At 39.6% G+C, this 12,943-nt stretch carries 10 protein-coding genes; 4 read left to right on the top strand and 6 right to left on the bottom strand.

Going from position 1 to position 12,943, the window contains the following annotated elements:
* Window positions 1-22: 22 nt before the first annotated feature.
* Together AC27JR_RS00300 and AC27JR_RS00295 are read right to left on the bottom strand one after the other, a co-directional pair.
* Window positions 23-601 (bottom strand): LON peptidase substrate-binding domain-containing protein, encoded by a 579-nt coding sequence (locus AC27JR_RS00300; RefSeq protein WP_487172373.1) that lies wholly within the window; start codon window positions 599-601, stop codon window positions 23-25.
* A 229-nt stretch (window positions 602-830) separates the two neighbouring features.
* Complete coding sequence (locus AC27JR_RS00295) at window positions 831-1,109, bottom strand: hypothetical protein (RefSeq protein ID WP_487172372.1); 279 nt, start codon at window positions 1,107-1,109, stop codon at window positions 831-833.
* 283 nt (window positions 1,110-1,392) lie between these two features.
* Between AC27JR_RS00295 and trhA the strand changes: the two genes are divergently transcribed.
* Entirely contained in the window at window positions 1,393-2,022 is a 630-nt protein-coding gene (trhA, locus tag AC27JR_RS00290) for a PAQR family membrane homeostasis protein TrhA (protein ID WP_131692064.1), read from the top strand.
* A gap of 241 nt (window positions 2,023-2,263) precedes the next feature.
* Window positions 2,264-5,293, top strand: coding sequence for an EAL domain-containing protein (locus AC27JR_RS00285; RefSeq protein ID WP_487172371.1), 3,030 nt, complete (start codon window positions 2,264-2,266; stop codon window positions 5,291-5,293).
* Here the strand turns inward: AC27JR_RS00285 and AC27JR_RS00280 are convergent.
* Together AC27JR_RS00280 and AC27JR_RS00275 are read right to left on the bottom strand one after the other, a co-directional pair.
* On the bottom strand, window positions 5,273-5,599 hold the full coding sequence (locus AC27JR_RS00280; protein ID WP_487172370.1) for an MGMT family protein: 327 nt from the start codon (window positions 5,597-5,599) through the stop codon (window positions 5,273-5,275). The genes AC27JR_RS00285 and AC27JR_RS00280 overlap by 21 nt on opposite strands.
* Window positions 5,589-6,491, bottom strand: a complete 903-nt coding sequence (locus tag AC27JR_RS00275; RefSeq protein WP_076919746.1) for a LysR family transcriptional regulator — start codon at window positions 6,489-6,491, stop codon at window positions 5,589-5,591. The genes AC27JR_RS00280 and AC27JR_RS00275 overlap by 11 nt, the downstream gene beginning before the upstream one ends.
* 122 nt (window positions 6,492-6,613) lie before the next feature.
* Between AC27JR_RS00275 and AC27JR_RS00270 the strand changes: the two genes are divergently transcribed.
* Together AC27JR_RS00270 and AC27JR_RS00265 are read left to right on the top strand one after the other, a co-directional pair.
* A complete protein-coding gene (locus tag AC27JR_RS00270) occupies window positions 6,614-7,696 on the top strand; it encodes an efflux RND transporter periplasmic adaptor subunit (protein ID WP_076919747.1) in 1,083 nt (360 codons plus the stop codon).
* A gap of 2 nt (window positions 7,697-7,698) precedes the next feature.
* Entirely contained in the window at window positions 7,699-10,764 is a 3,066-nt protein-coding gene (locus AC27JR_RS00265) for an efflux RND transporter permease subunit (RefSeq protein WP_487172369.1), read from the top strand.
* Between the two features lie 57 nt (window positions 10,765-10,821).
* Here the strand turns inward: AC27JR_RS00265 and rluF are convergent, their stop codons facing one another.
* Together rluF and AC27JR_RS00255 are read right to left on the bottom strand one after the other, a co-directional pair.
* Window positions 10,822-11,811, bottom strand: a complete 990-nt coding sequence (gene rluF / locus AC27JR_RS00260; RefSeq protein WP_487172368.1) for a 23S rRNA pseudouridine(2604) synthase RluF — start codon at window positions 11,809-11,811, stop codon at window positions 10,822-10,824.
* Window positions 11,812-11,854: 43 nt separating this feature from the next.
* Complete coding sequence (locus AC27JR_RS00255; RefSeq protein WP_076919749.1) at window positions 11,855-12,940, bottom strand: DUF418 domain-containing protein; 1,086 nt, start codon at window positions 12,938-12,940, stop codon at window positions 11,855-11,857.
* Between the last annotated feature and the right edge of the window lie 3 nt (window positions 12,941-12,943).

The following is a 12,943-nucleotide window of genomic DNA, read 5'->3' as shown; positions in this document are numbered from 1 at the left end:
TTATAAGCGGATCATAATTATTTTAGGCAAATTCGTTATTAATCACAGTATGGAGGAAACTGAGCAAGTTATCAAAGTTAGTCTCAAATGCAAGTTGTTGTTTTTTCTCTATAGAAATGGGGAGTAATTCAAGCCATCGTGCAGCAATCCACGTGAGCTGATTAAACTTGGTAGTTTTGTACAGCGATTGCAAATCGGGGTTATTTGCAAAGACTTCTTCCAGTGCCACTTGTAAAAGGTGGTGCTGACCAATTTCGTGGTTATCTTTGTTATACCAATACGGTGTGTTGCAAGCGGATACATCACCGTGGCGAAGTTCCTGCTTATCTTGATACACGTTATCTATTTGTACACTTTTCGATGCAAAAACATCAATCAACAGCATACCGCTTTCGTCTTGATCAAAGTCAATCACATCCATTAAGCAACCTTGGGCACTTATGTTCAAAGGGGTGTCATGCTCAAACGTACATAAAACAAAACCGCTACTGGTTTTTAATGCGTTTTTTACCATCGTTAAATAACGAGGCTCAAATATGCGTAATCGCGTATAGCCTTCAGGTAGTATAAATATAGGTAATGGGAAAATCGCACGTTTCATAAAGTCTACTTCTTTCAAACACTCTGCCTTTATTTACGTGCGCTTTATTCAAGTCGATCAGCTTTAGTTACATCGATTGCTTTACAGGGTAAATGCATCTACTAATTTAACCTCGTTCCCACATTTTTTATCATGTAAACCAAGTAATAAACACTTAGTATACTTGCCACAGGCGCCAACATAATGGCTAATAGTTCGAACTCACTGTTCATTACTTTATTCCCTTTTTTTACTGCTTTGGTTGTGCTTTTACTACACGTTGTTTTTCATCCATGTTGTTATTATTAACTACAGGATTAGTTTCAAGTAAGCCATCAAGGATGAGCTGCGCATCAAAAGAAACGGCTTCCTTAACGGACTTTTCAAGCTCATTGCTTGCTTGTGATACATAAGTAGACACTGTTTTAGTTAGCATATCTGTAATATTTAAATCGACTTCTGTCGCGTTAACCTGAGTTGAGCCAAATACAAGTAAGCTAGCGATTGTCATGTTGATTGAAGTTTTCATAATGGTATTCCTTGTTTGTTTATTGGTTAGTACACTTAGTTACTATCAAGGGCTATGCCATAAAGAAAAAAATAGTTAAGTTATTGTTTTTAAATTAAATAAAATAATAAAAATGAAAAGCTTAAAATCTAAATTAGTAAATTTGACCAACAATTTAAAAAATAAAACCAAATAATAGTGTGTTTGTTAATGCTCAGTAAATTAAGGGGAGTTATTTCTCAATTGAAAATTCTAGCGTACACGCGTACACTGAAAATAATCTAGTTAAGTGGTAGGATCTGTTATGTCTGTTGAAGCCCCCTATTCTAAAAAAGAAGAGCTGTTAAATGTTATTAGTCATGCTTTAGGTATTGTATTTGCTGCTTTTGTTTTTTGGGATTTAGTTAAACAAACTAACAGTGTTAAAAGTTATGCAAGTACTTTGATATATGGCAGTAGCTTATTTATTTTATTTTTATCTTCAACGCTTTATCACGCCAGTGTGCGCCCTAGGTTGAGAGCGTTTTACAAAAAATGTGATCATTGCGCCATCTATTTATTGATTGCAGGCACCTACACGCCCTTTTTGTTGCTGTCGTTATCTGGGCTCTGGTCTTGGGCTACCTTAGTCTTTATCTGGGCGGTAGCGTTTGCAGGCATCGCTTATAAACTACTGGTTAAAAATGGCAATAAAAAGGTGTCGCTGGCTACCTATTTATTAATGGGGTGGTTTGCATTGGCCATTGTATATCCACTTTATTTACACGTGCCTATCAATGCACTTTACTGGCTATTAGCTGGCGGCGTATTTTATAGTGTAGGTACTGTGTTTTACAGCGCTAAAAGTACTCAATATAGCCATGCTATTTGGCACCTCTTTGTTATTGGTGGATGCGTCAGCCATTACATTGCCATTACCCGCTATGTGTATTAAGCAACAATACACATAGTCTTTTTAAATATCCCCTCATTACCTGCGTTTTTAACTAATACCCTGCAAATGTACTTATTAATAACAAAGTATAACAAAATCTATCTCATGATCTAAAACCTGTTTGCTATACTGTTTCTAGGAACTTAAAACGCCATTGATTTAAATGGACGCGACTCATACCAAATCGCTTAATTAAGTATTATTGCGGGTTGGTATCAAACAACGCTAGGTGTTATTAATATTGTCATTATCTAAAACACGCCCACAAATATTAAGCTTGTTTATCTATGCAAGACTGGTGTTGATCACTTTTTTAATGTCAACGCTTGCCGCTGTGTATTCAATTTACTTACTTGATCAATATATTTATCAGCAGAAGCAAATCTCTATTAGAGAGGTTTCAGGTAGTTACGTAAACCACATTAGAAATAACCTAAATCAAGCGCTTTCTGCCGCCTACCCAATTGCGGCCTTAATTCGTACTCAAAATGGTAAAACAGAAGGCTTTGAAGAGCTTGCATCTGAAATGTTAGCGCTCTACCCTGGCCTTGCAGCTTTACAGCTTCACAAAAACGGTATCCTTACACACGTAGTGCCACTCAAAGGCAATGAAAGCGCCATAGGAAATAATGTATTAGAAAATCCACTGCGAACTCAAGAGGCCTTTTTGGCCAAAAAAACCGGGAAATTAACCCTTGCAGGGCCGTTTGAGTTATTTCAAGGAGGAATGGGGGCTGCTGCTAGGTTACCTGTCTATCTTGACACTCAAGACGGTAATAAGTTTTGGGGGTTTGCTACTGCGCTTATACGCTTTCCTGATATTCTCCAAAGCGTTAACTTAGCACAACTGCCACAGGCAGGTATTGGCTATGAGCTTTCAAAAGTCATGCCCGATACAAATGATGTGCAAATTATTGTTAGCTCAAAAAACCAAAAAATAAAAAATACTGTCGACTTTAATATACAAGTACCAAATGGGGTTTGGGTATTTAAAACTTATCCTAGCAATGGCTGGAAAGATAGTAGCATGCTGTTATTTGGTGTTGCCATTGCAACCCTGTTCATCTTTTTAACCACAGTCACTGCTTATTTAGTGACTCGCTTAAGAGCCAGTCACCTAAAACTAGAAAAAAAAGTAACGCAACGTACTCATGCACTACAAAATAATATTAAAGCACTTACCGATACCGAAAGACGGCTTCTTCTGAGTCAAAAAGTAGGTGGGATTGCGACTTGGGAATGGGATATAAAAACCAATATAATCCGTTTTTCTGAACATGGTATTAGATTAATAAACGGCAATGTTAAACAACTAGAAATGACTAAAAATGAATACCTGGCCATTATTTACCCTGATGATCGTGCCGATATCATAAAAAATATAGAACAGTGCATTGACGATGCAAAAGAATATAATGTTGATCATCGTATTGTTAATAAACGTGGCAAAATTCGTTGGTTTAATACCAAAGGAACACTCGTAAGAGATAATCAAGGTAGTGCAGTCACTATGTTGGGTGTATCAATCGATATTACTGAGAGAAAGTTAATTGAAGAAAAGCTGCACTTATCCTCACGCGTATTTAGAGATACCCATGAAGGCATTATCATTACCGATGTAAATCGTCATATTGTTGATGTTAACCCTGCTTTTTGTCGGATAACTGGTTATAGCCATGAAGAGGTCATTGGTCGCACCCCTGCATTTTTAAACTCAGGTAAACAATCAGACTCTTTCTATAAAGATATGTGGCTACAATTAAATAAGTTTGGCCATTGGCAAGGGGAGATTTGGAATTGCAAAAAAAATGGCGAATTATATGCAGAGCTACTCACTATTTCTGTGTTAACAGATGATAACGACGTTACCTTTTATTTAGGGATATTTACCGATATAACCCAAGCTAAACGCCAACAAGAGCAACTTAGCCGGATTGCTCATTATGATTTATTAACTAACTTGCCAAACCGTGTGCTGCTTGCCGATAGGCTTAGCCAAACTATGTTGCAATGCCGTCGTCATAACAATTCATTGGCTGTGGTGTTTCTAGATTTAGATGGATTTAAACAAGTAAATGACTCACATGGCCATGATATTGGCGATAAGTTACTTGTTGCAATTTCTATCCGTTTAAAAGATGCACTGCGTGAAGGTGATAGCTTAGCCCGTATTGGTGGCGATGAATTTGTTGGCGTATTAACTAATCTAGAATCAATTGCCGATTGTGTTCCTGTGCTCGAGCGGCTATTAGCTGCAGCAGCTAAACCGGTGACAGTGAATGATATTGTCTTAAATGTTTCTGCCAGTATTGGGGTGACCGTATACCCTGAAGATAATTTTGATGCCGATCAACTAATGCGCCATGCAGATCAAGCCATGTATATAGCTAAACAAATGGGCAAAAACCGCTATCACTTATTTGATACTAGCCAAGGTGATACCGTCAAGACACAGCAAAAAGGCATAACGCTTATTCGTGAGGCCTTAGCTAACAATTGGTTTGTACTTTATTATCAACCTAAGGTTGATATGCGAACCGGCGATATGATTGGCGTAGAGGCGTTAATACGCTTGCAACATCCCGAGCGTGGCTTACTAAGCCCTATCGAGTTTTTACCAGCCATTGAAAACAATCAACTAATGATAGACGTTGGCGAGTGGGTTATTGATACCGCCTTGACTCAAATTAATCAATGGCAATCATTAACGCCAAGTTTAACTATAAAAGTGAGTGTTAATGTTGCTGCAGTACAATTACAACAACCTGAATTTACTTCAAAGTTAACTGAATTACTATTGGCGCACCCACAAGTGAATGCAACCAATTTAGAGCTAGAAGTGCTAGAAACCAGTGCACTGAGCGATGTGACCCATGTATCTAAAACTATGCAAGATTGTAAAGCGTTAGGGGTTGATTTTTCGTTGGATGATTTTGGTACCGGTTACTCCTCACTCACATACTTAAGACGTTTACCTGCAAGCTTAATAAAGATAGATCAAAGCTTCATTAGAGATATGCTGGAAGATTCTGACGACTTAGCAATAGTAAAAGGCGTTATTGCACTGGCTAAATCATTTAAACGCAAGGTAATTGCTGAGGGGGTAGAAACGCCTGAGCATGCAGCAACTCTTATGCTTCTTGGCTGTCATTTAGCACAAGGTTATGGCATTGCCAAACCCATGAAAGCTGAGGATATTCCTATTTGGTTAAACGAATGGACTGCTGATGAAATTTGGGCTTTAACTGACTTACATAAAATGGATAATTAGTTTATTGCAGCGGTGTTTTGCCATATTAATTCGTTGATTGTTAAAAGTAACGCCCTCAGAAAGTAGCTTTTCTCGTTGCGTTTGATACTGCGCACTGCCCTGTGCAAACGCTACTTTACCTTGGCTGTTAACCACTCTATGCCAAGGGATCGTCGAATCTTTTGGCATCTCTTTTAATAATCGGCCAACTAGCCTTGCATTATTAGGATACCCCGCAAGCGCCGCTACTTGGCCATAACTGACAACACAGCCTTTAGGTATACTGGCTATAATAGTGTAAATAACCGTTTCTTTATTAACGTCCATTCTTGTTTAAGTACTCCTGGCTGAGTAATTCAAATTGTTGCCAAATTTTGCGCGCAACAGGCCCATGGTGCATAGCATGTTGACGAAAAGCTCTAATTTGTGCGCTAAATTGATGCTCTCTGTCGGTTACAATGATTTGCTGTAATGAGCCAGCGGCAATTTCTTTTTTACAATGGCCTAAACTCATCATTGCCCAACCCGCTCCTGAAAGTAAAAACGACTTTAAGGTAGATATGTCATCTATTTTCATTACCGCAGCCCCTTTCGAATAAGAAAGCCTGTCACTGTCGATACTCAAGCCACTTTCAAACATCGCCAAACACGGATAAAGCTGTAATTCATCATAGCTAAGCTGCTTAGGTAAAACCCCTTTAGCACCCACGATACCGATATCTAATTTACCTATAGGTAAACTTTCCAAATCACCCGTAGCATGAAATAAATCAAACCATGGCCCAATTCCAAGCTCGGCTTGACCGGTATTCACTTGTTCCAAAGACACAAACCGCTTTCCACTGGTTAAACGAAACTCTGTGCTCGAAAAATGCTTAAAAGTATTACTTATGATCTCGTTATAACTTTGCACATGGCAAATTTGCTCGTAGCAGACTCTATATTGCGCTTCATTGCCTAATGCCAGCTCTGTTGCGAGCTGAGTAAGCTGATCGTTAGCGGTTAACAAATGTTTAGCCTCTCGGTGAAAAATACGCCCTTTTTCGGTGAGTTGTAAACGGTATTTAGAACGATCCAGCAGGTCAAAGCCTAACTTAGACTCTAAGTTTTTAATCGCCAATGTTAACGCCGGTTGCGTTTTATGTAGCTTTAATGCCGCTCCACTCAAACTCGCGCTTTGTACAATAGCATCTAATATTTGTAATTGATTAAGTTTCATTGGCCACACAACACATCATAAGTAAAACTTATTGAGTTTCTAAAATTTAATGAATTTTATTTTATATGTTTGCAGCGTATGCTGCACTGACTTATTTAGCCTTTTTTTATCATGGAGATATCATGCCACTGTTTCGCTTATGTTTACTATCTGCGACATTACTGAGTTTAATAGGTTGCTCGGAGCCCGAAAAAGTAGTTAAAGAAGCGCCTATTCGCCCCGTTAAATTATTTAGTATTGGCCATGATTCGCAAACAAACATTCGGAGCTTTCCTGCAGAGGTGGTTGCAAACCAAGGCTCTTATCTTGCTTTTAGGGTCAATGGTGAACTGATTGAGTTTCCTGTTCTAGCTGGTGAACAAGTTAAAAAAGGGCAACTATTGGCTAAATTAGACCCTGAAGATTTTCAATTGCAATATAACGAGCGTAAAGCACGATATGAGCTAGCTAAGTCGCAGCTTAAACGAATAAAGCAGCTGTTTGAAAAAAATATCACCAGTCAATCAGAGCTTGACCAAGCAGTTGCTAATGAGCAAGTCGCCGAATCAGCCTTTAAAATTGCAGAAACAAACTTAGAATATAGCGAACTGCGTGCACCGTTTGCAGGCATTGTGGCTAAAGTGTTTGTAAAAAACTTTGAGAGTATTCAGGCTAAACAGAATGTTCTGCGCCTAGAAACCCGCGACTTTATGGATGTAGAAATACAGGTTCCGGAAAAAATTGTGGCGCGTATTCAAAAAGATACCCAATATCAACCTATGGTTGAATTTGATGGCTATCACGACAAGCAATATAAACTGACACTAAAAGAATGGGATACTCAAGCTGATCCGGCAACACTCACCTACAAAGTCGTATTTTCATTACCGGTACCAAAAGATTTTAATTTGCTTGCGGGTATGTCGGGGCAAGTGGTCATAGATTTAAGCAAAGTAACCCGCTCACAAACGCCTTACACCATTTTACCCATTGAGTCGGTATTTTCAGATCCTAACAAAAGCCTTAGCGATAACGCCTATGTATGGGTTTTTAATCAACAAACCAGCACAGTGCATAAACAAGCCGTGAACGTGGGGCAATTACACCACGACACCATTGAAGTACTCAGTGGCGTAAAAGAAGGTCAATTGGTTGTTTCAGCCGGTGTCCACTCTTTAAAAGAAGGCATGTCTGTTCGCCCTTGGAATAAAGAGCGAGGCTTATAATTATGGGCTTTGCGCAACTATCCATCGAGAAAAAGGTCATTAGCTGGATGTTTACGTTGTTGCTATTGATTGGCGGCAGTGTTTCCTATTTTGACTTAGGACAACTGGAAGATCCTGAGTTTACTTTAAAAAAAGCCATGGTGATCACTCTATACCCGGGAGCATCCCCACAGCAAGTAGAAGAAGAAGTGACATTTCCAATTGAAAATGCCATTCAGCAGCTCCCCTATGTTGATTATGTCACCTCCATTTCATCCAACGGTAAATCGCAAATTACCGTAGAGATGAAAAGCAGCTATCGTAAACAAGAGCTAAGACAAATATGGGATGAAATGCGTCGTAAAATTAACGACCTCAGTCCCTCACTACCAAGTGGTGTTTATCCCAGTAATGTGATTGATGATTTTGCTGATGTTTATGGCGTGATGTTTGCGGTGACTGGCGATGGTTATTCGTATGATGAATTAAAAGACTACGTTGATTATTTAAAACGAGAGCTGGTTTTAGTCAAAGGCGTCAGCAAAGTCGCTATCGCAGGGCAACAGCAACCACAGGTTATGGTTGAGGTATCAACCCAAAAGCTGGCACAGCTCGGTATTGCCCCAGGTCATATTTATGACTTGCTGCAATCACAAAATACGGTATCAAACGCTGGACGTATTCGTGTCGGTGATGAGTCTATCCGCCTACATCCAACCGGTGAATTTAAAGATGTAACAGAGCTGGAAACTTTATTAATTTCAAAACCAGGTGCCAGCGAACTCATTTATTTGGGCGATGTTGCACAGGTTTATCGTGAATACGCAGAAGTGCCCACTAATGTCATTCACTATAATCAACAGCAAGCACTGCTGATTGGTGTTTCGTTTATGTCTGGAGTGAATGTTGTTGATGTGGGTAAACACATAGATGGACATTTAGCATCTCTTGAATACCAACGCCCTCATGGCATTGATATTAGCTCGGTGTATAACCAACCAAAAGAAGTAGAGCAGTCTGTAGATGGTTTTATTGTTAGCTTAATAGAGGCCATTGCAATAGTCATTGTGGTACTGCTTATTTTTATGGGCTTAAAAAGTGGCGTTCTCATTGGCGGTATTTTATTACTGACTGTATTAGGCACCTTTATATTTATGAAGCTGTTTGCAATTGACCTGCAACGTATTTCTCTGGGCGCGCTAATAATCGCATTAGGGATGTTGGTTGATAATGCTATTGTTGTCACTGAAGGCATCTTGATCAACTTAAAGCGCGGACAAACAAAGCTTAAAGCAGCGGTTAATATCGTAGATCAAACGAAGTGGCCATTACTTGGCGCAACAGTAATAGCAATTACTGCTTTTGCACCTATTGGTTTAAGCTCAGATGCCAGTGGTGAATTTGCCGGTAGTCTATTTTGGGTGTTATTTATATCGCTGTTGTTGAGCTGGATCACCGCAATTACCCTCACGCCATTTTTTGCTCACTTAATGTTTAAAGAAACTGAATTTAAACACGAGCAGAACCAACAGCATGAGGACCCGTATCAAGGTATTATTTTCAATGGCTACAAAGCAACCTTAAATTTAGCCATGCGTTTTAGAAAAACTACCTTGATCCTTATGCTCGCACTTTTATGCTCTGCCGTTGTTGGTTTTGGCTCGGTAAAACAATCATTTTTTCCAGCCTCGAACACACCGATGTTTTATGTCGATTACTGGCAAGATCAAGGCGCTGATATTCGCGCCACTCTTGAGGGCATAAAACAGCTCGAAGCCTATTTACAACAAAATGAACTGGTTACAGAAATTACCAGTACGGTTGGCCAAGGTGCGCCGCGCTTTATGCTGACTTATGCACCAGAAAAGTCCTACCCTGCTTATGGGCAGTTAATTATTCGTGTAACCAATCGTGAAGCGGTCGCTAAAGTAATGCAAAAGGTGCGCGATTACGCACAGCAGCATCCACTTTCAGCAAAGTTGAAAGTCAAACCGATGGAAATTGGCCCATCAACCGATGCTAAAATAGAAGCGCGCTTTTCTGGCCCCGATCCAATCATATTAAGACAGCTATCATCTCAAGCTAAAGAGATAATCGCCAAAGATGACGGTGCGTTTAATATTCGCGATGACTGGCGGGCAAGAACCAAAATGATTCGCCCCCAATTTAACGAACAAAAAGCTCGCCGGTTGGGGATCACCAAGTTTGACCTCGACCAAGTACTGCTGACTAGCTTATCAGGTAAACAAGTGGGTGTTTATCGTGATGGTACGCAACTGTTACCGATTATTGCCCGCTCACCAGCTAGCGAGCGCTTAAACGTAGACAGTGTTCACGATTTACAAATTTATAGCCCTGTTTTAGGGGTGTTTGTACCGGTTACCCAAGTGGTTGATGAATTTATTGTTGAGTGGGAAGACAGCTTAATTATGCGTCGCGACCGCAAGCGTACTATTACTGTTATGGCGGATCATGATGTACTTGGTGATGAAACACCTGCTAAATTATTTGCTCGTGTTCGTGCTGAAGTCGAAGCAATTGACTTACCGCGTGGCTATGAAATGCAATGGGGTGGCGAGTTCGAATCATCAAGTAAAGCCAAAAAGGCTATTTTTGGTTCGTTACCACTGGGCTATTTAGCGATGTTTGCGGTTACCGTTTTACTGTTTAACTCAGTGAAAAAACCCTTGGTTATTTGGGCCACCGTGCCACTGGCTATTATTGGTGTTAGTGCAGGTTTATTGGTGATGAATGCCCCCTTTAGCTTTATGGCACTACTTGGTTTATTAAGTTTGAGTGGTATGTTGATTAAAAACGGCATTGTTTTAGTCGATCAAATAAACTTAGAGCTCAGCGAGGGTAAATCTCCCTATCAAGCGGTGTTTGACTCAGGCATAAGCCGTGTGCGCCCTGTTGCCATGGCCGCTATAACCACAATACTTGGTATGATCCCATTATTATTTGACGTATTCTTCCAATCAATGGCGGTCACCATTATGTTTGGTTTAGGCTTTGCCACCATACTGACTCTGATTGTGGTACCGGTTTTATACACTGTGGTATTTAGGATTGATTACCCTAAACAGTAGGCTAACAAAAAACGCAGCCAAGGCTGCGTTTTTATTATTAATACGAAACAATTAAGCTTACTTTTTTAAGCTTAATGTTCCACTGCTGCGGGTTTTATTTCCTGTGGCAGGATTTGCTTTGTGATTATTTGATTTTCCTACATACGTGGTTGAACGCTTTTGATAAGGGGTATTTCGGCTACTTTTTTTAGCGTGCTTTTGTTGCTCGTCATTATTTTCACGACGTGGATTCCCGCCCTGAAAATCATGTTTGTGAGCAGGTTTAGCATGACTCTTTTTAGCTTGTTCAGTGTAATTGCTCTGCTTAGCATCATCATAAAGTGAGTGTTCTTGCGTTTTGCCAGAATCAGCAATCGAGTCGTTAATAACCGCCATTTCTGCGTCACTTAAATGCCGCCATTGCCCTACTTTTAACCCTTTGAGAGTGACATTCATAATGCGAACACGTTTAAGTGTGACTACCTCGTAACCTAAATATTCACACATACGACGAATTTGACGATTTAAACCTTGAGTCAAAATAATAGTGAATTGCTGGGCACCTGTTTGCGTCACTTTACATTTTTTGGTCACAGTATCTAAAATAGGAATACCGTTGGCCATTTTATTCACAAACTGACGGTTAAGTGGTTTATCAACGGTAACCACGTATTCTTTTTCATGATTATTACCGGCACGTAAAATCTTATTAACGATGTCGCCTTCGTTGGTTAAAAAAATCAGCCCTTCAGAGGGGCGATCAAGACGACCAATAGGAAAAATACGGTCAGGGTAATTAACCGCTTTGACAATATTGCTTTGAATTTTTCGCTCTGTGGTACAGGTAATACCCACTGGTTTGTTATAAGCAATGTAAACCCGTTTTGGTGGCTCTTTTAATGGCTTACCATCAACCAATACCACATCGTCCTGTGCAACTTTAACACCCATTTCAGGTAATTCGCCATTAACAGTAACACGACCTTGCTCAATATATTTATCGGCTTCGCGGCGTGAGCAAAACCCTGTTTCACTAATAAATTTATTTAAACGCTTTAAGTCTGTCATATGGCAAATCTTCTTAAATATAAAGGCGCATAGTTTAAACTACTCAAGCTATTTTTTCGCGCTTAATTTGCGCTAATTTACGCCATAGGTATTCAAGGGGGCCTTGCTTAAAATAACGACAGTAGAGTGCAGTAAACATAAGCTGTACAACTACTAAGCAAATAGCGACAAGCCAATAATCAATGCGGTTAAAACTAAGCGCCCACTGAGGGAAAAGCACTTTAAACAATAATAACTGCATAATGGTTTGGCTTATGTATAAAGTAAACGCTAACCGCCCTACCTGTTGGATAAGCCCCCCTATTTGCGCGCTGTTGTTGCATAGTTTAACGATTAAATGAATATAAAGCAGCGCCACGCATAAAGCAGCCAATTCATTAACCGGCTCTTGTAACGCATAGCCAATACCTTGATCATATGGCGTTAACACTAATCGTAAGCTAGTCAGTAACACACTTAACACAACTAACTTAATTAGCCCCGACCTGCTAAATCCATTACTAAATACATTACATTTGTAAGCAACGATACCAATTAGCATAAAGCCAGCACTTGCCCACAGTAATAAAATAGGCACTGTTAGCAACATATAAATGCTCATTGTAATATTTTGGCTAAAATGAGCACCAATACTTTGATAATAACTATTATATATCTGGTAAAATTCGGGAGAATCTCTATAGAGTGGCTCCTCATTAAGCCCTAACATGAACAGAGCTGTGGCAAGTAAAGCAATAAAAGTAAAAAAGGCCGCTTTGTTTTTAAGCTCTTCATCCGTGTAATTTAAATAGCGTAATACCAGTAATGCTGACACTGCATATAAAAACAAAATGTCACCCGCCCACAGTAAAAAACCATGTATTAAGCCAAACACAATAAGCCAATATAGGCGTTTTTTTAATGGCTCGATGCATTGCTGTCGCTGAAACTGAATATAAAGACCAGCACCAAATAATAACGTAAATAATGTGCGAAACCGCCCTTCAACAAATATAAGGCTTAAGGTCTGTAAAATCTTATCGCTAAGGGGTGGTGTGGTGAGTGACGTGTAATTGAGTTCAAAAATTGCGAAGGAATAGCAGTTAATAAATACTAGGCCGAGTACTGCTAGGCCCCTTATAAAGTCCATATT

The organism is Pseudoalteromonas sp. NH0006-26 (assembly GCF_057552415.1).
The sequence above is the reverse complement of the archived record's forward strand: the minus strand, read 5'-3'. Positions and strand labels throughout refer to the sequence as shown.

Bases quoted from the DNA above. Each gene is read 5' to 3' on its own strand.
- AC27JR_RS00300 (WP_487172373.1), bottom strand. From the start codon at position 601: ATGAAACGTGCGATTTTCCCATTACCTATATTTATACTACCTGAAGGC.
- AC27JR_RS00295 (WP_487172372.1), bottom strand. From the start codon at position 1,109: ATGAAAACTTCAATCAACATGACAATCGCTAGCTTACTTGTATTTGGC.
- trhA (WP_131692064.1), top strand. From the start codon at position 1,393: ATGTCTGTTGAAGCCCCCTATTCTAAAAAAGAAGAGCTGTTAAATGTT.
- AC27JR_RS00280 (WP_487172370.1), bottom strand. From the start codon at position 5,599: ATGGACGTTAATAAAGAAACGGTTATTTACACTATTATAGCCAGTATA.
- AC27JR_RS00275 (WP_076919746.1), bottom strand. From the start codon at position 6,491: ATGAAACTTAATCAATTACAAATATTAGATGCTATTGTACAAAGCGCG.
- AC27JR_RS00270 (WP_076919747.1), top strand. From the start codon at position 6,614: ATGCCACTGTTTCGCTTATGTTTACTATCTGCGACATTACTGAGTTTA.
- AC27JR_RS00265 (WP_487172369.1), top strand. From the start codon at position 7,699: ATGGGCTTTGCGCAACTATCCATCGAGAAAAAGGTCATTAGCTGGATG.
- rluF (WP_487172368.1), bottom strand. From the start codon at position 11,811: ATGACAGACTTAAAGCGTTTAAATAAATTTATTAGTGAAACAGGGTTT.
- AC27JR_RS00255 (WP_076919749.1), bottom strand. From the start codon at position 12,940: ATGGACTTTATAAGGGGCCTAGCAGTACTCGGCCTAGTATTTATTAAC.